This window comes from Microbacterium sp. NPDC064978 (genome assembly GCF_044543605.1).
Lineage (GTDB): Bacteria > Actinomycetota > Actinomycetes > Actinomycetales > Microbacteriaceae > Microbacterium > Microbacterium meiriae.
Window position 1 is genome coordinate 21,085 of sequence record NZ_JBITWF010000003.1, and the last position, 20,911, is coordinate 41,995.

Annotated in this window: 22 protein-coding genes; 10 read left to right on the forward strand and 12 right to left on the reverse strand. The window is 69.0% G+C overall.

Annotation, left to right across the window (positions count from 1 at the left end; all coding sequences use genetic code 11):
- Positions 1–24: 24 nt before the first annotated feature.
- Positions 25–942, reverse strand: coding sequence for a sugar kinase (locus ACIGJI_RS10005; RefSeq protein WP_187662409.1), 918 nt, complete (start codon positions 940–942; stop codon positions 25–27).
- Positions 939–2,102 (reverse strand): MFS transporter, encoded by a 1,164-nt coding sequence (locus ACIGJI_RS10010; RefSeq protein ID WP_268776580.1) that lies wholly within the window; start codon positions 2,100–2,102, stop codon positions 939–941. The genes ACIGJI_RS10005 and ACIGJI_RS10010 overlap by 4 nt, the downstream gene beginning before the upstream one ends.
- Positions 2,103–2,524: 422 nt before the next feature.
- Here ACIGJI_RS10010 and nrdH point away from each other — a divergent pair, with 422 nt between their 5' ends.
- From nrdH to nrdF, 4 genes are read left to right on the forward strand one after another with little or no spacing between them, the layout of a single operon-like run.
- Entirely contained in the window at positions 2,525–2,758 is a 234-nt protein-coding gene (gene nrdH / locus ACIGJI_RS10015; RefSeq protein WP_017202656.1) for a glutaredoxin-like protein NrdH, read from the forward strand.
- A gap of 57 nt (positions 2,759–2,815) precedes the next feature.
- Positions 2,816–3,250 (forward strand): class Ib ribonucleoside-diphosphate reductase assembly flavoprotein NrdI, encoded by a 435-nt coding sequence (nrdI, locus tag ACIGJI_RS10020; protein ID WP_060922465.1) that lies wholly within the window; start codon positions 2,816–2,818, stop codon positions 3,248–3,250.
- Complete coding sequence (nrdE, locus tag ACIGJI_RS10025) at positions 3,247–5,391, forward strand: class 1b ribonucleoside-diphosphate reductase subunit alpha (protein ID WP_060922464.1); 2,145 nt, start codon at positions 3,247–3,249, stop codon at positions 5,389–5,391. The genes nrdI and nrdE overlap by 4 nt, the downstream gene beginning before the upstream one ends.
- A 39-nt stretch (positions 5,392–5,430) precedes the next feature.
- A complete protein-coding gene (nrdF, locus tag ACIGJI_RS10030; RefSeq protein ID WP_363446563.1) occupies positions 5,431–6,411 on the forward strand; it encodes a class 1b ribonucleoside-diphosphate reductase subunit beta in 981 nt (326 codons plus the stop codon).
- Positions 6,412–6,610: 199 nt separating this feature from the next.
- Here the strand turns inward: nrdF and ACIGJI_RS10035 are convergent, their stop codons facing one another.
- The 4 genes from ACIGJI_RS10035 to ACIGJI_RS10050 all read right to left on the reverse strand — a co-directional run bounded on the left by ACIGJI_RS10035 (position 6,611) and on the right by ACIGJI_RS10050 (position 8,563).
- Positions 6,611–6,922, reverse strand: a complete 312-nt coding sequence (locus ACIGJI_RS10035) for a hypothetical protein (RefSeq protein WP_259962771.1) — start codon at positions 6,920–6,922, stop codon at positions 6,611–6,613.
- A 58-nt stretch (positions 6,923–6,980) separates the two neighbouring features.
- The gene (locus ACIGJI_RS10040) at positions 6,981–7,457 is read right to left on the reverse strand and encodes an adenylyltransferase/cytidyltransferase family protein (RefSeq protein ID WP_259954064.1); all 477 of its coding nucleotides are present in this window, start codon (positions 7,455–7,457) and stop codon (positions 6,981–6,983) included.
- Between the two features lie 73 nt (positions 7,458–7,530).
- Complete coding sequence (locus tag ACIGJI_RS10045; RefSeq protein ID WP_363446565.1) at positions 7,531–8,139, reverse strand: hypothetical protein; 609 nt, start codon at positions 8,137–8,139, stop codon at positions 7,531–7,533.
- 109 nt (positions 8,140–8,248) lie between these two features.
- Positions 8,249–8,563 (reverse strand): hypothetical protein, encoded by a 315-nt coding sequence (locus tag ACIGJI_RS10050; protein ID WP_363446567.1) that lies wholly within the window; start codon positions 8,561–8,563, stop codon positions 8,249–8,251.
- A gap of 212 nt (positions 8,564–8,775) precedes the next feature.
- Here ACIGJI_RS10050 and ACIGJI_RS10055 point away from each other — a divergent pair, with 212 nt between their 5' ends.
- Positions 8,776–9,447, forward strand: a complete 672-nt coding sequence (locus tag ACIGJI_RS10055; protein ID WP_363446569.1) for a hypothetical protein — start codon at positions 8,776–8,778, stop codon at positions 9,445–9,447.
- A 17-nt stretch (positions 9,448–9,464) separates the two neighbouring features.
- Here ACIGJI_RS10055 and ACIGJI_RS10060 read toward each other — a convergent pair whose 3' ends face one another.
- A complete protein-coding gene (locus tag ACIGJI_RS10060) occupies positions 9,465–9,875 on the reverse strand; it encodes a hypothetical protein (protein ID WP_363446571.1) in 411 nt (136 codons plus the stop codon).
- Positions 9,876–9,971: 96 nt separating this feature from the next.
- On the opposite strand from ACIGJI_RS10060, the gene ACIGJI_RS10065 reads away from it, so the two are divergent.
- The 4 genes from ACIGJI_RS10065 (at position 9,972) to ACIGJI_RS10080 (ending at position 13,770) form a co-directional block, all read left to right on the forward strand.
- Positions 9,972–10,592: a cyclodeaminase/cyclohydrolase family protein gene (locus ACIGJI_RS10065; protein WP_363446573.1), complete on the forward strand. Its 621-nt coding sequence runs from the start codon at positions 9,972–9,974 to the stop codon at positions 10,590–10,592.
- Position 10,593: 1 nt separating this feature from the next.
- Complete coding sequence (locus ACIGJI_RS10070; RefSeq protein ID WP_363446575.1) at positions 10,594–11,445, forward strand: aminoglycoside phosphotransferase family protein; 852 nt, start codon at positions 10,594–10,596, stop codon at positions 11,443–11,445.
- Between the two features lie 13 nt (positions 11,446–11,458).
- Positions 11,459–11,974, forward strand: coding sequence for a hypothetical protein (locus tag ACIGJI_RS10075; RefSeq protein WP_280568104.1), 516 nt, complete (start codon positions 11,459–11,461; stop codon positions 11,972–11,974).
- Positions 11,975–12,279: 305 nt separating this feature from the next.
- The gene (locus ACIGJI_RS10080; protein ID WP_366244124.1) at positions 12,280–13,770 is read left to right on the forward strand and encodes a thioester domain-containing protein; all 1,491 of its coding nucleotides are present in this window, start codon (positions 12,280–12,282) and stop codon (positions 13,768–13,770) included.
- On the opposite strand, the gene ACIGJI_RS10085 is transcribed toward ACIGJI_RS10080, so the two are convergent.
- The 4 genes from ACIGJI_RS10085 to ACIGJI_RS10100 all read right to left on the reverse strand — a co-directional run bounded on the left by ACIGJI_RS10085 (position 13,738) and on the right by ACIGJI_RS10100 (position 17,105).
- Positions 13,738–14,748 (reverse strand): cation transporter, encoded by a 1,011-nt coding sequence (locus tag ACIGJI_RS10085; protein ID WP_363446578.1) that lies wholly within the window; start codon positions 14,746–14,748, stop codon positions 13,738–13,740. The genes ACIGJI_RS10080 and ACIGJI_RS10085 overlap by 33 nt on opposite strands.
- Positions 14,745–15,239: a transporter substrate-binding domain-containing protein gene (locus ACIGJI_RS10090; protein WP_363446580.1), complete on the reverse strand. Its 495-nt coding sequence runs from the start codon at positions 15,237–15,239 to the stop codon at positions 14,745–14,747. Before ACIGJI_RS10090 ends, ACIGJI_RS10085 begins: the two co-directional genes overlap by 4 nt.
- Positions 15,240–15,358: 119 nt before the next feature.
- Positions 15,359–16,450, reverse strand: coding sequence for a YihY/virulence factor BrkB family protein (locus ACIGJI_RS10095; RefSeq protein WP_268776589.1), 1,092 nt, complete (start codon positions 16,448–16,450; stop codon positions 15,359–15,361).
- A 121-nt stretch (positions 16,451–16,571) separates the two neighbouring features.
- On the reverse strand, positions 16,572–17,105 hold the full coding sequence (locus ACIGJI_RS10100) for a DUF488 family protein (RefSeq protein WP_187662395.1): 534 nt from the start codon (positions 17,103–17,105) through the stop codon (positions 16,572–16,574).
- 116 nt (positions 17,106–17,221) lie between these two features.
- On the opposite strand from ACIGJI_RS10100, the gene ACIGJI_RS10105 reads away from it, so the two are divergent.
- Positions 17,222–20,011: a hypothetical protein gene (locus ACIGJI_RS10105; RefSeq protein WP_363446583.1), complete on the forward strand. Its 2,790-nt coding sequence runs from the start codon at positions 17,222–17,224 to the stop codon at positions 20,009–20,011.
- Here the strand turns inward: ACIGJI_RS10105 and ACIGJI_RS10110 are convergent.
- Positions 19,975–20,907 (reverse strand): LysR family transcriptional regulator, encoded by a 933-nt coding sequence (locus ACIGJI_RS10110; protein ID WP_363446585.1) that lies wholly within the window; start codon positions 20,905–20,907, stop codon positions 19,975–19,977. The genes ACIGJI_RS10105 and ACIGJI_RS10110 overlap by 37 nt on opposite strands.
- Positions 20,908–20,911: the final 4 nt, after the last annotated feature.

Consider the following 20,911-nt stretch of genomic DNA (forward strand, 5'->3'; position numbering starts at 1 on the left):
CGCGCCAGGACGCGGCGGGCGGAGTCAGCGCGCCGGCTCCAGGGGCGGCAGGTCGGCCGCGATGCGGAGCACTCGCGCTGCGGCCTCGTGTCCTGCGGCCAGGCGGGTCTCGAGGTCGGCGCCGTCGAGCGTCGCGGCCAGGAACCCGGAGGCGAAGGCGTCCCCCGCACCGACGGGCTCCACCACGTCCACGGTCGGCGCGGGCACGAAGACCGGGTCCGCGTCACCGGCGAAGGCCGTGGCGCCGACGTCGCCGTCCTTGACGACGAGCAGACCGCAGTGCGGAAGGTGCGCGCGGATCTCCGCGGCCGTCGCGGTGCCCCAGATGCGCTCGGCCTCGTCACGGCCGACGAAGGCGATGTCGGCGGCGTCGGCCAGGCGCGCGAGGGTCGCGGCCGCCTCCTCGGGGCTCCACAGCGCCCGGCGGTCGTTCACATCGAAGGAGACGACGGCTCCGGCGGTGCGCGCGTCCGCGAAGAGCCGGTCGACCATCGCCAGGCAGGTCGCAGACAGCGCCGGGGTGATGCCCGTGGTGTGCACGATACGGACGCCGGCGAGCTGCGCGGGGGACAGGAACCCGGGTGCCATGCGCGAGGCGGCCGAGCCGCGGCGATAGTAGTAGACCGCCGAGGACTCCACGCCGGGATCCTTGAACATCACTCCGGTCGGCGCCTCCGGGTCGACCTCGGTCCAGAGTTCGACGCGACGCTGCTCCAGCTCTGCGGAGAGGCGGCGGCCGAGAGGATCGTCGCCGAGACGAGAGGCCCAGACAGCCCGATGGCCCGCGGCCGCGACGCCGACGGCGACGTTCGCCTCCGCACCCGCGTGGGTGATCGACGCGGTGTCGGCGGTCGTGAGGTCGGCGCCGGTCGGCGTGATCAGGGCCATCGACTCGCCGACGCACACGATCGCGGGGGAGGAGGACGGGACGGAGGGGCTCATGAGGGGGTGACCGCCAGGGGCTCGGTGTCGGGATGGGGGCTGGCGTCGCGGTGACGCAGATCGGGGAAGGACCGCACGAACACGATGGAGACGAGCAGTCCGACCGCCGCGAAGATGGTGGCGGCCAGGTACGCACCGCGCCAGTCGCCGACGTCGACGAGGAAGCCGGCGACCGCCGATCCGGCCGCGGCGCCGATGAGCTGCCCGGTGCCCGCCCAGCCGAAGGCCTCGGCGGTCTCGCTGAACTTCACGCTGGCCGTGGTGATGGCGAACAGCACCGCGAGGGCGGGGGCGATGCCGATGCCGGCGAGGATGAGCGTGCCGCCCAGCCAGTAGACGTTGAGCATGACCATCGTGAGGGCGAGGCCCACCGTGACGATGAGCAGGCGGCGCGCCATCGCCCAGGGGCCGATCGGGATGTGGCCGAAGGCGAGGCCGCCGGCCAGGCTGCCGGCGGAGAAGACCGCGAGGACGAGACCCGCCGCGAGGCTGCCGTGCTCGAACGTCGCGACCACGCCGACCTCGACCGCGGAGCAGGCGCCGATGAGCAGGAATCCGATGACGGTCGCGAGGAGCACGGGCGGCTTGAGCACGACCGTGCCCAGCGCGTTGCGGCTGCGCGGGATGCGCACGCGGCCGACCTCGGGGGAGAGGATGAACCACGCACCGCCGGCGACGAGGACGATCGCCACCAGGAGCAGGCCCTCCATGGTGCCGACCTGGGTGGAGACGAGGGTGATGACGACCGGCGCCAGCACCCAGATGATCTCCTGCAGGGACGCGTCGAGGGAGAACAGCGGGGTGAGCTGACCGGCGTTCACGAGCTTGGGGTAGATGGTGCGGACGGCCGCCTGCACCGGCGGCGTCGAGAGGCCGGCGATCATGCCCAGGGCCATGTATCCCGGGACCGAGAGGGGCAGCAGTCCCAGGCCGAGTACGGCGATGACGCAGACGGACAGGGTGAGGGTCAGCACGCGTCGCATGCCCCAGGCGCCCATCCACCGGCTGGTGATGGGGCCGGCGACCGCTTGGCCGACACTGGTCGCGGCGAGCACGAGGCCCGCCGATCCGTACGATCCGGTCTGCTGCTCGACGTGCAGCAGGATCGCCAAGGACATCATCCCGTTGGGGAAGCGCGCGGTGAGCTGGGCGGCGATCATGCGGCCCACTCCCGGCGTGCGAAGAAGATCCCGATAGCCCGCCACCCGACAACGGTACCGGGCGGCGGGGACGTCGGTGCGATGGGCCGGGGATGGACACGCCGCGACACGCCGTGGACACGCCGATGGGCGAATTCCACAGGCCTGGGGATGTCGGATGCCCCTCGTAGGGTGCCTCCTGTGGATGGATCTCTCCCAGGCTCCTCCCAGCCGCGATTTCCCGCGGGTCGCCGACCCCGGGAGAGGGGGTCCGCCTGTGGAAGAAACGGTGGACAACCTGTGTTGTATCTGTAGAGAGCGGTGGAAAAACTACACGGATGTAACTACTACCCCTTGTGGTCGCACCGAATGTCCGTCCCTATATGTAGTATTGAGATCCCGGCGGAGGTCTGCCGGAGAAACCAGAGATTTGAGGGGTTCAGATGTCGATCACGGTGTACACCAAGCCTTCCTGCGTCCAGTGCAACGCGACCTACCGTGCCCTGGATGCCAAGGGCATCGAGTACGAGATCCACGACCTGTCGGAGGACCCGACGGCGCTGGAGCAGGTCAAGGCACTCGGCTACATGCAGGCGCCCGTCGTCGTCACCGACGAGGACCACTGGTCGGGCTTCCGTCCCGACAAGATCGACGAGCTCGCGTCCCGCCTGGCGTAGTCCGACAGGCTCACCGACCCGGCCCTTCGACAGGCTCAGGAACCCAAGGAGAGAGCTATGAGCGCCGTCGCGACCGCTGCGCCGCTCCTGGTCTACTTCTCGAGCGTGTCGGGTAACACCGCGCGCTTCATCGAGAAGCTCGGGCTTCCCGCCCGACGCATCCCCCTCCACCGGAACGAAGAGGACCTCGTCGTCGACGAGCCCTTCGTCCTGGTCACCCCCACCTACGGCGGGGGTGCCGGGCGCGGGGTCGAGAAGGGGGCCGTGCCCAAGCAGGTGATCCGGTTCCTCAACGACGAGCGCAACCGGCGTCACATCCGCGGGGTCATCTCCGCGGGCAACACCAACTTCGGCGACGCGTTCTGCCTCGCCGGCGACATCATCAGCCGCAAGTGTCACGTGCCTCACTTGTATCGGCTCGAGATCTTCGGCACACAGGACGACGTGGATCGCGTGAGCGACGGATTGGAACGACGGTGGAATCTTCAGTGACCGAGACAGTGGCATTCAAGGTGAACCCCGCGTATGAGGGTCTGGACTACCACGCCCTCAACGCGATGCTGAACCTGTACGACGCGAACGGGAAGATCCAGTTCGACGCCGACAAGCGCGCCGCGCGGGAGTACTTCCTGCAGCACGTGAACCAGAACACGGTGTTCTTCCACTCGCTCAAGGAGCGCCTGGACTACCTCGTGGAGAAGGAGTACTACGAGGGCGCCGTCATCGAGAAGTACTCGTTCGACTTCGTGCAGAAGCTCAACGACCTCGCCTACTCGAAGAAGTTCCGCTTCGAGACGTTCCTCGGCGCGTTCAAGTACTACACGAGCTACACGCTGAAGACGTTCGACGGCAAGCGCTACCTCGAGCGCTTCGAGGACCGCGTCGTGATGACCGCGCTCGCCCTCGCGGACGGCGACGAGAAGCTCGCCGTGAACCTCGTCGAGGAGATCATCTCCGGTCGCTTCCAGCCGGCCACCCCGACCTTCCTCAACGCGGGCAAGGCGCAGCGCGGCGAGCTCGTCAGCTGCTTCCTGCTGCGCATCGAGGACAACATGGAGTCGATCGCCCGTGGCATCAACTCCGCGCTGCAGCTCTCCAAGCGCGGCGGCGGCGTGGCCCTGCTGCTGTCGAACATCCGCGAGTCGGGTGCCCCGATCAAGCAGATCGAGAACCAGTCCTCGGGCATCATCCCCGTCATGAAGCTCCTCGAAGACAGCTTCAGCTACGCCAACCAGCTCGGCGCGCGTCAGGGGGCGGGTGCGGTGTACCTCAACGCCCACCACCCCGACATCATGCGCTTCCTCGACACCAAGCGCGAGAACGCCGATGAGAAGATCCGCATCAAGACGCTGTCGCTCGGAGTCGTGGTGCCGGACATCACGTTCGAGCTCGCCAAGAACGACGAGGACATGTACCTGTTCTCGCCGTACGACGTGGAGAAGGTCTACGGCGTTCCGTTCGGCGACATCTCGGTCACCGAGAAGTACCGCGAGATGGTCGACGACCCGCGCATCAAGAAGACCAAGATCAACGCGCGCGAGTTCTTCCAGACCGTCGCCGAGATCCAGTTCGAGTCCGGCTACCCGTACGTCATGTTCGAGGACACGGTCAACAAGGCCAACCCCATCAAGGGGCGCATCAACATGTCCAACCTCTGCAGCGAGATCCTGCAGGTGAACACGCCGACCACCTACAACGACGACCTGTCGTACAAGGAGATCGGCAAGGACATCTCCTGCAACCTCGGCTCGATGAACATCGCGCTGTCGATGGACGCCGACGACCTCGGCCAGACGGTCGAGACCGCGATCCGCGCGCTCACCGCGGTCAGCGACCAGAGCCACATCGGCTCGGTCCGTTCGATCGAGGACGGCAACGACCGGTCGCACGCGATCGGCCTCGGCCAGATGAACCTGCACGGCTACCTCGCCCGCGAGCACGTGTTCTACGGCTCGGAGGAGGGTGTCGACTTCACGAACATCTACTTCTACACCGTGCTGTTCCACGCGCTGCGCGCCTCGAACCAGCTCGCGATCGAGCGCGGCACGACGTTCGACGGGTTCGCCGACTCCACCTACGCGTCCGGCGAGTTCTTCGACAAGTACATCGACCGCGCCTGGGTGCCGGAGACCGAGAAGGTCAAGGAGCTCTTCGCGGGCAAGCACATCCCGACGCAGGAGGACTGGGTCCAGCTCAAAGCGTCGATCCAGGAGCACGGCATCTACAACCAGAACCTGCAGGCCGTGCCGCCGACCGGCTCGATCTCCTACATCAACAACTCGACGTCCTCGATCCACCCGATCGCCTCGAAGATCGAGATCCGCAAGGAAGGCAAGCTCGGTCGCGTCTACTACCCGGCGGCGTTCATGACGAACGACAACCTGGAGTACTACCAGGACGCGTACGAGATCGGCTACGAGAAGGTCATCGACACGTACGCCGCGGCCACGCAGCACGTCGACCAGGGTCTGTCGCTGACGCTGTTCTTCAAGGACACCGCCACCACGCGCGACATCAACAAGGCCCAGATCTACGCATGGCGCAAGGGCATCAAGACGATCTACTACATCCGTCTGCGTCAGCTGGCGCTCGAGGGCACCGACATGACCGAGTGCGTCTCGTGCATGCTCTGACACTTCGACAGGCTCAGTGACCCAGGAACTAGGACAAGAATGACTCCTCACTCCCCGCTCAAGCTGGTCTCCAGCGTGCAGGCGATCAACTGGAACCGCATCCAGGACGACAAGGACCTCGAGGTCTGGAACCGTCTGGTGAACAACTTCTGGCTGCCGGAGAAGGTGCCGCTGTCGAACGACGTGCAGTCGTGGAACACGCTCACCCCCGACGAGCAGCTGCTCACCATGCGGGTGTTCACCGGGCTCACGCTCCTCGACACGATCCAGGGCACCGTCGGTGCGGTGTCGCTGATCCCCGACGCGATCACGCCTCACGAAGAGGCCGTGTACACGAACATCGCGTTCATGGAGTCGGTGCACGCGAAGAGCTACTCCTCGATCTTCTCGACCCTCGCGTCGACGAAGGAGATCGATGAGGCGTTCCGCTGGTCCACGGAGAACCCGAACCTTCAGAAGAAGGCTCAGATCATCATGGACTACTACCAGGGCGATGACCCGCTCAAGCGCAAGGTGGCCTCCACCCTGCTGGAGTCGTTCCTGTTCTACTCGGGGTTCTACCTGCCGATCTACTGGTCCTCGAAGGCGAAGCTGACGAACACGGCCGACCTGATCCGCCTCATCATCCGTGACGAGGCCGTGCACGGCTACTACATCGGCTACAAGTTCCAGAAGGGGCTCGAGAACGAGACCCAGGCGCGTCGCGATGAGCTCAAGGACTACACGTTCTCGCTCATGTACGAGCTCTACGACAACGAGGTGCAGTACACGCAGGACCTCTACGACGGTGTCGGCCTGACCGAGGACGTCAAGAAGTTCCTGCACTACAACGCCAACAAGGCTCTGATGAACCTGGGCTACGAGGCGATGTTCCCCTCCAGTGTCACCAACGTGAACCCGGCCATCCTGTCGGCGCTCTCGCCGAACGCGGATGAGAACCACGACTTCTTCAGTGGGTCGGGCTCGTCGTACGTCATCGGCAAGGCCGAGGCCACGGAAGACGACGACTGGGACTTCTGAGCCCGCTTGTGCGGCGTCACGCAGTGTGGCGCCGCACCACGTCCGGGCCCGCGCGCCACACTCTTCGACAATTCCTCGAGGCGGCGCAGCTTGATGCGCTCGTACGCGACGTGCTGGTTCCGGCTCCGTGAGGCTGGCGTGAGATAAGACGCAGGGGGGTGTCCCTCATGTTGCGGCAGAGATCGCGGAGCCACAGACGTCAGCGTGCGCTCAGGACGAAGGCCAGAACCGCTCCCAGGACGGTGCCCGCGAGCATCGCGGCGGCCGTCCAACCGACGACGCGACCTCGGGCGACCTGGCGTTTCGTCGCGTACACGCCCGCGCCGAGGCCACCCACCACCACTGCCGCCATCGTCACGCCGGCGACGAGCGCCTGGACCCCGTAGTCCGGCGTCGGCGGGGCAGGATCGACGAGCGGAGTCGCGAAGCGGTAGGTCATGACGACGCCGAGGGCGACGAGCGAGACCGCGGTCATCGCTGCGATCAACCCCCACGCTGTCGATGTGCGCATCCGTCACCTGTTCTTCGCGGAGTTCGATGACCGGAGGTCGCCACAGGCGGAACGCGGGTCAGTGACCCGCGGCGCGCTCCGCTTCCTTCTCCGCGACGATCCTCCGGAGGCCCGAGCTGGAGAACCGATGGTCTCGGCTGTTGAAGTAGAGCTCGATGCCACTCTCCTCGCAGTACGCGCGGCCGGTGAAGTCCCGATCGCGGTACTCATCCCCGACGATGCGCACATCGAGCTTGAAGGACCGAAGGATGTCCTCGAGGTCCTGCTCCGTCGAGTACGGCACGATCTCATCCACGTGCTGACAGCCGCGAAGCTGGATGTAGCGCTCCACGACCGTCTGCGTCGGCGCGTTCTTCTCCGGGCGGTCCAGGGTCGGATCCATCTGCAGGCCGACGATGAGGTAGTCGCACTGCCGCTTCGCCTCGGCGAGCATCATGATGTGCCCTGCGTGCAGCAGGTCGAAGGTGGAGAAGGTGATCCCCACTCGCGGTCCGGGGTTGTAGTCGCGCCGTTGCGCCATGGACTCGTCAGACAAAATGTTCCCCCCTGTTTCCCGTACTCTACCGGCCCGCGCTCGCGCGTCGATTCCGGTCACGGAGTCGCTCGCGTCAGCCGCCGTCGCCGAGCACCGGAACGCCCCAGATGCGTGCCGCGTCAGAGATCAAACGGTCCATGCCGTCCGGTGACTCCCGGCGAAGCGGCGCGTCGTCCCTGGTCACCGGGACCGGGATCGTGGCCTGTCCCGCTCCCTGCGAGACCACGATCTCGAGGGTCGGGTAGAGGAAGGCGCCCTCCTGGATGGCACCTCTCGTCACGCCCTGGATCCGATCCCGCGGCACGCTGTATGCGGTGAGGAGACGGTCCCCGCCGCGGACCACCCGGAACCCCGAAGGGTCGATGACGCCCGTGGGGCTCGCCGTCAACAGGCCGCGGGGGGCGGGGCCGAGTCCGAGGAGGGGGATCGCACGTGACAGGTAGGCTGCAACACCGTTGAGCGCGTAGGAGCCGAAGGCTCGCGCCTGCGGCTCGCGCTCCCGCAGTGCTCGCCGCTGGGTGCGCTGCAGTCGTTGGATGCGTCCGAGCACGATCCAGATGATCAGGCCGGCGAGCAGCACTCCCGTCGCGAACACCAGCGATGTCGGCACAGGCAGCTCGCCCTCGACCAGGGGACGCACGAGTGTCCCCCAGGCGAAGAACGCCGCCAGGGTCACAGCCATCGCGAGCATCAGTCTGTTGGCGGGCGGGTTCCGGCGCACGAGGGCTCTTTTTCAGGAAGCAGTGAGGGCGAGGGTTGTTGGGGCTGGCTGACACCCTGCTCGCGGCGGTTCAGCCACCCATGAGGAACGCGGCGGTGGGAAGGACCGACACGGCCCCCAGCACGGTTCCCGCGACCGGCCACGCGTAGCCGCCGCGGTCGGCACGGGCGAAGACGAGCCCGATGACGCCGAGGATGACGGCGGTGCCACCGAAGAGGACCGCGAGCGGCAGCGTGAGGAACAACAGCCATCCGTAGTTCGGGTCCGCCGTCCCCGCCAGGACGAAGACGATCGCGGTCGGCACGATCCCGACGAGCGCCACGACGGCGGCCGCGACCCCGCATCCGAAGGCTCGGCGACGGGGTGACGGGATGATCTGGCTCACGGGGCGATCCTAGCCACAGCCTGATCGCGCGACGAAAGCGTCGTTCTCGGTGACCACGGCTCCTCGCGATCGGAGGATGCGAAGATGAGGGGCGAGCCGGGGGAGGGGTGGCCGATGAACACCGAACATGACGAGGACGTCAGCGCGTTGCGAGGGGTCGTCGGCCCGGTGCTCCGCGGCGGCGGTCAGCCGACCAGGGGAGCAGAGGGCGCATGCGATCGATGACCCCGATGCCGGGGGACCCGTGGCCGCACGACATGATCATCACCGTCGACGATCGCCCTCACGCCCTGCTCGAACTGCTCTGGGTCCGGGAGGCGCACGGGCTGGTCCCTGTCGACGACGCGCTCCCGCCGCTCCTGGTCGACCGGCCAGCGGAGGCGGAGCGGCCCGTGGACGCGCAGACCCGTGATCACTGGGCGGAGGTCTGGCCCCGGATCTGGGACAAGGCTGTCGCGCACGCCGCGACGGAGCCGGATCGGACGTTGTTCGACCGCGCCCTCGATCCGACGATGGGTCCGGATGAGCGGGAGACGCTGCTCGGCCAGCTCGTCGGCCCCACGGCGCGGGATGAGTTCGGAGACGATGTCTTCGACGACGCGGCCTACCGCGAATGGGAGCGGCGTGGCTCCGACGCGCACCTCGCGACGAACCGCACGACACTCGCGGACAGCCCTGAACACCGGGACGTGGCGACGCTCGCCGACGCCTGGCGGCGCGGCCTCGGGAAGGTGGTCACGCTGCCGTGCCGCGGGGTGTACGTCCGGCAGATCGGTCCTCGCGCCCTCCTGGTCACCGATGCGGTACGGAACGACGCCGCCACGTATCGCACCGCGCTGGAATCGTTCCGCCGGTCATCCTCGCAGCGACCGTCGACGGCGTGAGGTTTCCGCGCGCGACGTCAGAGGACCAGCGGGAGGAAGGACACGATCAGACCGACGGCACCGACCGCGGCGAAGACCACCCCGACGGTCCGCAGGACCCGACGCAGATGCGGCGGCTCACCGATCCGGATGCGGGCCAAGTCGTTCGAGCTGTGGAACCCGTCGAGCCATCCATCGGTGGTGGCCGTGGGCTCGCTGCGGCGCAGCGGTCTCTCGTGGAAGTCGCCGCCTGCGAACCAGCGAGCGGTGGGGCGGCCGTCCCGATCGATCACGGCGATCTCGACGGGGATCCACTGCCCCTCGACGAGCCGGATCAGCAGGGCCACGATGAGGAGCGGCACGCCGATACCGAGGCCGATCCAGGACAGCACCTCGCCGACGACGGAGAGGGTGTCGACGAGCTGCACGAGTCCATCGTAGAGACGCATGCATCCGGAGTCGTGCGAGACGCGGCGCCGGATCACGGAGGACCGCTCGCTGATCCGCCGTCATACTGCATCCTTCCCACGGATAGTCTGACCGGCATGACGGATTCTGCAGACATCCCGACGTCCCGCCCGATGGACGCCTGGCTCGACGCGCTCAGTCAGCCCACCGGTTCGCCTGGCGGAGGTGCGGCGTCGGGGGTCATGCTCGGCCTGGCCGCGGCACTGATGGGCATGGTCGCCGGATACACCCGCGAGGATCCTGCTGTCGCCGAGAGCACCGGCCGCCTCGACCCCGTGCGCGCGGAGCTCCTGCAGGCCGTCGAGGCGGACGGCGTGGTGTCGGCTGGCTTCGGTGCCGCGCTCGCACTGGCACCGGAGGACCCGGCACGGGAGGAGAGGGTGCGGAACGCCGCCCTCGACGCCGCTGCGTCCGTCGCGCGCCTCGGCCGCATCGGTATCACCCTGGTCGCGGAGGCGCGCACTCTCGCGTCGCGCGGCAACCCGCACCTCGCCGTGGACCTCGCCGTCGCGACGGAGGCCCTGGAGGCCGGCCTCTCGGGTGCCTCCCTGAACCTCCGCGCCAACCTGCAGCTCGCTCGCGCACACGGCGCCTCGCCGTCCATGCGGTCCGGGCTCGACGAGGAGGTCGGGCGATTGGCGGAGGCGCGGACCCAGGTCTCGCGGATCACGGCGGAGCTGTCCGCGCGCCTGGACTGACGTGGCGCACGAGGAAGCGCTGCATGCGCGCGCCGCGGAGGTCCTGAACAGGTGGAGTCTCTCTCCGGACGGGCCCCTCCGGTCCGGAGAAGCGGGGATCGTCGTCCCGGTCCGGCGGACGGACGGTCTCATCGCCGTGGTGAAGGTGGAGCAGCCGGGGCCGGAGTTCGACGCGGCGGTCGTCGGGCTGGGGCGGTGGGACGGGCGAGCCATCGTCCGGCTCCTCGCGAGTGCCCCCGATCAAGGCGCGATGCTCCTCGAACGTCTCGATGCCGAGCGCAGCCTCGAGGCGATGGAGGACGACGATGCCACGCGCGTCGTCGGTTCCCTTCTCGAACGCCTGCACCGCGTCGACCCGCCGCCAGGTCTTCCGCGCCTGGAGGCGGTGGTGTCGCAGATGCTGAACGATGCGACGGGAGCGGCGGTGCTGCTGTCGGGCGAGGACCGACGACGATTCGACCGGTGGCTGCACCTCGTCGCGGACGTCGCTGCGATGCCCGGCAGCCGGTTTCTGCACTGGGACCTGCACTTCGGCAATGTCCTCGGCGCGGAGCGCGAGCCGTGGCTGGCGATCGACCCCGAGCCGCTCATCGGCGACGCGGGCTTCGATCTGTGGCCGGCTCTGGACAGTGGATGGAGCCGGGACCCGCGTACCGCCGATGCGGCACGCATCGTGCGTCGTCGGTTCGACATCCTCTCCGACATGCTCCACCTCGACCGCGCATGCGCGGCCCGCTGGACGAGCGCGCGGCTCCTCCAGAACACGCTCTGGGAGATCGAGGACGGCCGGCCCACGATCCCGACCGCCGCGAAGGTGCTCGACGATGCGCTTCGGTCTGCAGGGCTGTCTTGATAGCATCCCGCCCATGAGCACGCCGGACTCCGATGCCGCTCGGCCCGAGCACGACCGCGCCGCAATTAAGGAGCGGGTGTACGCCACCTTCACGGGCCTCGCCATCGTGCTCGTGCAGAACTCCAACGTGGAGCACACCAGCGCCCTGCAGGCCACGGTGACTCTGCTCGTCGGCATCGTCGCCATCGCCCTCGCGGGCTTCGCCGCCGATCTGGTCGCCCATCTTGCGGCGCACGGCAGCTTCCCCCGAGGGTCCGAGCTGCGGGATGTGCTGCGGCTCACCGGTACAGCGCTGGGATCGGCGGCGATGCCACTGCTCGTCCTCCTCGTCGCCGTGCTCGGATGGATCGAGCTGCGGACGGCGCTGACCATCGCGTCGATCGTCTACGTCGCGATCCTCGGACTCATCGGATACGTCGCCGTCCGCCGGACGGGAGTGAGCGGATGGCAGCAGCTCATCGCCCTGGGGATCCTCGTCGGGCTCGGCGGCATCGTCGTGCTCGTCCAGCAGCTCGCGCACGGACACTGACGGACACACCCGTTGCGCGGGCCGTACGCATGGTTCATCCTGAACGTGCTGCACCGATCGACTCGGGGGGCCTTGCCGGTCGCGCTGCGGCCGACGGAGCGCCTGCCACCCAACTCCCTCCCCCGGCGGGCGCTCCGCTGCGCGAGAAGGTGCTCGCTTGCGCGAGAGTCCCGGGACTCACCCGGGTGAACATCGCTCAGCCCCTTTTCGCCGGAGGAGCCTGTGTCTATCGTCGGTGACCAACGGCGGGCTGTCGCAGGTCGGGGAACCCGTCACTCGGATCATCGGCGAGATCGAGGGACACCATGCACACCGAGACGACGCGATCGCGTACGCGCACGGCAGGGGCTCTTCTGGCGACGGCCATCGCCGCGGCGATGGTGCTCTTCGGAGCCACGCCGGCATCGGCTCTGTGGGATCCCGATCCGGTGCTTCCGCGGGCCGGCTTCTTCACGCAGGTCACCATCACCGGCTCGCAGTACCCGACGAACGTGACCGGCGAGCTGACGACGCTGGGGCCCACGCCCGGCCCCTATCCGGCGACCGGGGCCTCCGTGGAGGCCGTGAGCCCCCAGCTGATCACCATCGCCGATCCGGTCTCGGGGGCGACGGCCTCGGCGTACTGCATCGATTTCAGTACCGAGACCGGCGTCGGGGCGGGCTACAACATCGGCGAGTGGGACGAGTCCAACGTGCCCAATCTCGACTACATCAACTACATCCTCACCAACTACTTCCCGTTCGACACGAGCAACCCGATCTCCGGGCTCACGCTCGCCCAGCAGGTGGCGGCCGTGCAGAGCGCGATCTGGTACTCCAGTGACGGATTCGTCCTGGCCACCGGCACCACCGCGACCATCCGGAACGCCACGGCCGCTGTCGTCCAGGATGCGCTGGACAGCGGAGGTCTCCCGGAGCCGTCGGTGCCGACGCTCGGCATCGAGCCCGGCACGACGACGATCCCGGAAGACGGCTCGATCGTGGGACCGTTCACCGTCTCGGGCACCGCCAGCGGCACGCTCGACGCCGCCGCGGGCGTCGAGGTCTTCCTCGATCAGGCCGGAACCCAGCCCGTTCCGGTCGGCACGGCTGTCGCGTCCGGGGCGCAGCTCTGGGCGCGCTGGACCGGACCCGCGGCACCCGTGAACGGCTTCCGGATCACGGCGCAGGTGCCCCTGACGCAGGGCACGGTCTATCTCTACGACCCGGAGTCCTCGGACAGACCCGCAGCGCAGAAGCTGGTCCTCGCGCAGACGACGACGCTCCCGGTCCGCGCCGGGGTCCGGGCGACGCCCTACGCCTCCGGCGAGATCACCGTGCAGAAGATCATCACCGGTGACGGCGCGGGACTTCAGGGCGCCATCACGATCGACCTGGCCTGCACGCCCGCCCCGGCACCCGGCGTCATCGTCTCCGCCACGATCCCCGCCGGAGCGACGGCCGCCGACCCCGTCGTCTTCTCCGGGCTGCCGGATGGCGCGACCTGCACGGTCAGCGAGTCCGCGGACGGCGCCAACGACGCGGTCACGCTCGCCGCGCAGACCATCGAACCGGCGACCGTGACGGTGGACGCCGCTGCGACCACCCCGGTGGCGGTGACCGTGACGAACACCTACGACCCCGTCGAGTCGCCGAGCAACGGCGGCGGCGAGGAAGGCGGCGAGGGCGGCGGTGAGGGCGAAGGGCTCGCCGCCTCCGGGCCGACGCCGATGACGGGCGCGCTGACGGTGGCCGGGCTCGGTCTCCTGCTCGCGGGTGCCCTGCTACGGGTGCGGCGACGGGCGAACCTGCGCTGACGATGCCTCGACCTCGTCCTCCCGCCGCGTCAGATGGTCGGCGAGTTCGGGCACGAGCACGAGGACGACGTCGACGAGCTTCCAGTCCAGCTCGTGGCACTCCTGGCGCGCGCGGTCGAGGTCGGCCAGGGAGGGCAGGGCATCGTCGACGGGCACGATGAACGCTTCGACGTGGAAGAACTGGCCTTGATCCCTCGTCCGCACCGCGACGTCGCGGACCCAGGGCAGGGTGCGGAGGTGGTCCAGCACGGCGTGGGAGTCGGGGTGCGGCTTCTCGTCGTCGAAGGTCGTCGCCCTGGTGTCCATGAGGTCGGTGATCGCGGCGCGGGTGTTGCGCCACCCGTCCCAGAGGATGCTCCCCGCGATGAAGGTCGCCGCGGCGGCGTCCGCCCACCACAGCCCGAGCCCGATCCCGCCGACCCCGACGATCGAGCCGGCCGCGGTCATCCAGTCGGCCTTGTTCATGTCCGCATCGGCATAGAGGACCTTGTTGTGCAGATCCTTGGCCAGGCGCATCTTCACACGCCCGAAGTAGATCGGCAGCGGAATGGTCAGCGCCATCATGCCCATCATCAGCCAGCCCGACCAGATCACGTGTCCGAACACCTGGACCGACCCGATCGGAGGCCGGTCGCCGCTCACCAGCCCGATGACGGAATCGACCACGAGGAACGCGCCCATCGCGAACAGGGCGACGCCGGCGACGAGGTGGGCCACACCGACGGAGCGGAAGAACCCGTACGGGTATTTGACGGTCGGCGGCTTCGCGATGATGCGGACGGCGACGAGGAAGGCGATCGGCGGGGCGAGGGAGAGCAGGTCCTCGATCCACGCGGCCTTCATCGCCTGCGAGCTGCCCATGACCAGGTAGACGCCGGTGATCGCCACTGCGAGGAACGCGAGCGTGAACCACTCGTAGCGGATCGCTCGACGCAGGGTGTCCTGCTGCGCGGGCGGAAGGTCGGGATGAGCCCTCATCGCGCGTCTCCTCGTTCGAGCAGGAAGGTCTCCAGGGTGGTGAGGAACCGGTTCTCCCCCAGAACGGTGAGCATCACGTGCTTCTTCGTCTCGCCCGCGGTCGTCGCGTCGTCGAATGGGACGGTCATCGCCGCCTTCTCGACCCAAGGGGTGTCGTCGGTGAACCCGCCGACGGCCAGGTCGAGGGCATGGTCGTGCAACCGCTCGGCCAGGTTCGCCTCGCTGTCGGCGGTCCAGACGACGGTCGCGTCCAGCGTCTCGGCGAACTCCTCCACGAGGCGCACTTCGACCCCGGCCGGGTCCGACGGATCGGTCGTGTCCGTCCACGGCGGGTTGTGCGTGATCCCGACCCGGATCTGGCCGTCGCGGGTCCTGTCGAGGGTGCCGTCGACATCGGCCGGGATCGCCGTGCAGCCGGCGAGCGCTGCCGCGATCGCGAGCCACCCTCCGATGATCCCGATCTCGCGGAGAAGTGGTCTTCCGGTGCTCATCCTGCGCATCGGCGCGCGACGACCAGGCCTGCACATCGCTTCGTTCGCTCCTCTGGGGTAGGAAAAACGCGCCGCACAGGCGACGCGAAGGGCATGGCTCTCACCATAGCCCGACCGGGTCATCGTCCTCTGGTCGTCCGGTCTTCCGGCTCCGACCCGTCGTCGTCGTTCTCGACGCGGATGCGCCGTCCCTCCTCGATGTCCTTCCGCTCCTTCTCCGCCCGCTTGTCGCTCTGACGAGTGTCGCGTGCGGGGAGCTGGATGTCGCGCTCGGCGGCGATCCCGGCCTGAAGCTGGCGGCCGCGTTCCAGCTCCGCGTCGAACTCCGCGCCGAACAGCAGGGCGAGGTTCGCGATCCACAGCCACAGCAGGAACACGATGACACCCGCCATCGATCCGTAGGTGCGCTCGTAGTTGGAGAAGGTGGTGACGTAGAGCACGAAGCCGAGGGTGGCGACGGCCAGCACGACGATCGCCACGAGGGCACCCATGCTGATCCACCGGAACTTGGGCTGCTTGGCGTTCGGGGTCGCGTAGTAGAGCATCGCGACGAGGAAGACGACGACGAACAGCAGCAGCGGCCACTTGGCGATGCTCCACGCGAGCTGCACGCCCTCGCCGGCGCCGATCGCGTCGCCCAGCGCCGACACCACATCTCCGGAGAGCACGAGCACGATGGCGACGATGGTCAGCGAGACGACGGTGATGAGCGTGACGAGCAGCTGCATGGGGCGCAGCTTCCAGAACGGCCGCCCCTCCTCGATCTCGTAGATGCGGTTCATCACCCGGCTGAACGCCCCGACATAGCCCGACGCCGACCACAGCGCGAGGAGGATCCCGGTCACGAGCGCGATGCCGGCGCCGGGAGCCTGGGAGATCTGCTCGATCGGACCGCGGAGAGCTTCCGCGGTCTCCGGCGGTGCCACGTCGCCGATGATGCCGAGCACGGCGTCGGCGGCGGCCCCGCCCTGGCCGAACACGCCGAGCAGCGAGAAGACGGCGATCATGGCGGGGAAGATCGAGAGCACCGCGTAGTACGTGAGGGCCGCGGCGCCGTCCATGCACTGATCGGCGGAGAACTCCCGGACGCTCTTGACCAGGACGTACTTCCACGACCGCTTCTGCAGATCGGTCGGGCTGTCCGGCTTCTCGTCGTGCTCTGGCGATGGAGCGGACGCGGATCCGCTTCGTCCTGTGGCTGCCTTCGACATGGCTCCTCCTCGGCGTCGGCGCGAGCACTGCTCCCGCGATCCAGTCCTATGAGGAGAAGAGGTGTTCCGGCACGGGGGTTGCGCGAAGACGAGACGAGGGGGATGCTGTGCCGACGTGCGGTCATGCGGCCGGGTAGGTGACCGTCCCGTCCGCGCGGACGACCGCGCCGGCGCTGAGCTCGGCCGGATCGACGTGCCCGGGACCGAGGATGTGGCGGACGACTTCGTCCCGCGCGAGGAGGTGGTCGGCGATGATCCGTCGATGGCACCGCCACCACACGCTCTCCGAGCACATCACCGTGACGCGCCGCTCGCGGCCCTCGGCGCGGAGCTCGTCCAGGGCCTGCCCGAAATCGGCGGAGAGGGCGTGATCGGCGTAGTTGTGGAAGCTGCGGTTCTGCCACCACGCGTTGGTCTCGAAGGGCACGTCCCTGCTCACGGGGCGGCGACCCGTCAGCCCCTCTGCACGGTGGTAGGCGATCCCGGCGGTGCGGAGGGAGGACGCGAGTGCGTCCTGGTCGAACTGCGGATGCCGCTTCGAACCGGGGAGGCGGCGCACGTCCACGACGCTCTCCACACGGCTCTCCTGCACCAACGCGAGGAACTCATCGATCGTGCGGGTGGAGTGCCCGATGGTGAAGAACGGCTCGGCCATGAGGCGACCGTAGCCCACCCCTCCCGATCCGCCGGCGACCCTTGCCCTGCCGAGGTCCTCGCCCCTACGGTGAGGTGACGGGTGGGATCCGCACCCGAGGCGGGGGCCGTTCGATCATGAGAAGAGTCCGATTCGGCGTTCTGGGCGTGCTGCTGGCCGCCGTGGTCGGTTTCGGCGGCGCACTCCCCGCCGTCGCCGCCGAGCCCACTGCCCGGCTCTCGCTCTTCAAGGCGATCGAGAACCTCGACACGGGGGCCAGTCTGGGGGATCGGACCCTGTGGACGATGCACGCCGTCAACGTGGCCACGGGGGAGACCTTCACCGGCGACGGCCTCAACGGCATGCAGTCGCGCCTCGTCCCGCCGGGCACCTACCGCATCTTCGAGACCGGCGGCGTGGCCGGTTACGCCTTCTTCGCCTGGAACTGCGACGGCGACATGACGACGGAGCCGGAACGCACGATCACGATCACCGCGAACCAGTCGATGACGTGCACGGTGCAGAACAACGCCATCCAGGGCAGACTCACGCTCGTCAAGAACGTGCAGGGCGGCGGCGCGGCCCCGTCGGAGTGGACGCTGCGAGCCCAGGGACCGTCGACCATCGAGGGGGTGGGAGGCTCGGCCGAAGTGCAGAACCAGCCCGCCCGGATCGGCGTCTACACGTTGAGCGAGTTCGGCGGACCGGGGAGCTACGTGCCGGGGCCGTGGACGTGCGAGCGGCGGGATCTGACGACCGGAGTGGTCACCGAGGTCCCCGTGAGCGGCGACCAGTTCGAGATGACGCTCGGCGGTGCGGTGACCTGTCAGATCACGAACACCGGGGATCTGCCCCACCTGACGCTCGTCAAGGAGGTCGTCGACCCGGCAGCCACCGGATACCCGTTGGCCGCCCCGTCGGACTTCGTGCTGAGCGCGAGCGGACCCGAGCGGATCTCCGGTCCCTCCGGCTCGGACGCCGTCGACCACGCCTCCATCGACCCCGGCGCCTACACGCTCGCCGAGAGCGGCCCTGCCGGATACAGCGGAGGCGCGTGGACCTGCGTCGACGCCACGAGCGACGGCGGCATCGACGGCGGCCTCCTCTTCGTGCGCGAAAGCTCCGACATCACCTGCCGCATCACCAACACCTTCGCGGGCGGCTGGCTCACCCTCGTCAAGAACGTGGTGGGCAGCGACCAACCGCCGTCCGACTGGACCCTGACGGCTGCAGGACCGGAAACGGTCACCGGTGCCTCCGGATCCGCTGCCGTCTCCCGCGTCCCGGTGCCGGTCGGCGACTACGCGCTCGCCGAGGCGGATGGCCCCGCCGGGTATGCGGCCGGCCCGTGGTCGTGCACGGGCGGCGCCCTGGCGACCGACACCGTGACGGTCGGCGCCGGAGCGGACGTGACATGCACGGTCACGAACACCCTCGAGGTCGGCCAGCTCACCCTGGTGAAGAACGTCGTGAACGCGGGCGGCGGCCCGCTCACCGCGCAGGACTGGGAGCTCACCGCGAGATCGGCCGACACCGTCATCAGCGGCGCCTCCGGCTCGGGCAAGGTCAGCTTCGCGGCGGTGGCACCGGGGACCTTCACCCTGTCGGAGGCCAGTACCGCTCCGGAGGCGGGCTCCTATACGAGCGAGGGCTGGTCGTGCGTCGATGACGAGGGCACTCCGGTCGGCACGGGCGACACCGTGGAGGTCGTGCCGTTGGAGAGTGTGATCTGCACCGTCACGAATCGATGGACCGAGTCGACCCTGACGCTGCGCAAGCAGGTCGCCTCCGCCTTCGGCACTCCGGCCCTGCCCTCGGCCTGGACGCTGACCGCGACCGACGGCGCCGCCACGGTGTCGGGGCCCGCCAACTCCCCGGCTGTCACGCAGGCGGCGGTCGCCCCCGGCGCGTGGACCCTCGGCGAGACGGGAGGCCCATCCGGCTACGACCCTCTCGGGTGGAACTGCTCGGGCGGGTCCGTGTCCGGGGACGTCGTCCAGGTTCCTCCGTCCAAGGACGTGGTGTGCATCCTCACCAACGCATCGATCACGCCCAGCCTCACGCTGGTCAAGCAGGTGGTGAACGGCGAGCGCGGCCGAGCAGTGCCTGCGGACTTCGAGCTGAAGGCCCGCGGTCCGGGCAATGCGGCTCTCTCCGGTCCCAGCGGCTCGGAGTTCGTCACCGACATGCAGCTTCCGCCGGGCGACTACATCTTCTCCGAGGACGGCCCGAGCGGCTACGAGGCCGAGTGGTCCTGCACGGGCACCGCCTGGGACGGGACCACGGCGACGCTGGGGTTCGGGGAGGACGCGATCTGCACCGCGACCAACACGTTCGTCGGCGGAACCCTGACGCTTCGGAAGGCCATCGTCGGGGTCGGCCCCGGGGCGCCGACCGGGCCCGCCGACGCCACGGACTGGACCCTGCGCGCCATCGGCGGCGGGCAGTTCCCGCGTCCGCGCATCGAGGGGGCGTCCGGAGAGACCGCAGTGACCCTCGCTCCGCTCGGCGCCGGTGCGTTCCGGCTCTCGGAGCGGGCGGTCGCGGGGGCGCCCACAGCGGACTACCGCAGCGACGGCTGGGCGTGCACCGGGGGAGCGCTGGAGGGCGACGTCGTCGAGGTCACGGCCGGGATGGACACCGTGTGCACGGTCACGAACGTCTACGACCCGGGGCCCGAGCCCGAACCAGAACCGGAACCGGAGAACCCGGATCCCGGAACGGACGGAGGCCCCGGCCCGGCGACCGGGTCGGAAGGCGGGGCGGCCTCCGACCTGGCCACGACAGGGCTCGCGCCGGCGACGGTCGTGATGGCAGGCGCCGGTGGTCTGCTCGTGCTCCTCGGGGCCGTGCTGATCGCGACCCGCCGTCGCCGACGGCGAGGAACGGATCAGGGATCCGGTGTCCGCACGTCCGCGCGTCCGTAGTCGCCGAGCTTCTCCACCGCGAAGTCGAGGAGGGCATCGGCACGCGACGTCAGGGTCATGTCCGCCGGCCAGATCCCCACGACGTGGGAGACCGTCACCGGGGGGTCCAGGGGGCGGATCACGACCGGGCGTCCCTCGCTGCTCACGGGCAGGGTGTTGGGGCGGGACATGAGGAGGCCGTAGCCCAGGCCTCGGCCCACGAGGGCTTCGACGAGGGCGAGCTGGCTGACGCGGGCCTCGATCCGGGGCTCGAGTCCGCGCGCGGTGAAGGCATCGATGACGTTGCGCGTCCCCGGGCTGGCGTCGTACTGGATGTAGGGCTCGTCGGCGAGGTCCGGCAGGTCCAGGGTCGCCGCATCGGCCAGCGGGTGCGCGGGCGGCAGGTGGACCTCGAGCTCGGTGGCATAGATCCGCCGACGACGGTATCCGGCGGGCAGGGACACGTTGTACACGAGCGCTACATCGAGGTCTCCCGCGTCGAGTGCCGCGAGGAGTTCCTCGTTCGTGCCGATCATGATCTCGAGCTGCACGCCCGGATGGCGCTTCGGGAAGCCTTCGAGCAGCTCCGGAACCACGCTGGTCGCGAAGCTGGCGTAGCACCCGAGCGTGACCGGGCCGCGCAGCTCGGTGCCGCGGCGCGCGTCGAGGACGAGCTCCTGAGCATCCGCGACGATCCGACGGGCCTGCTTGGCGAACTGCTGACCGGTCGGCGTCAGAGTGAGGCCGCGTGCCTTCCGTCGCACGCAGAGCTGGGCGCCGACCGCCCGCTCCAGGCTCGTCACCGCCTGGGACAGCGCCGATTCCGAGATGTGCAGATGAGCTGCCGCGGCGCTGAGGGTCGGGAAGTTGGGCAGGGCGGCGAACAGCTCGAGCTGCCTCATACTCACGTCGGACATGACG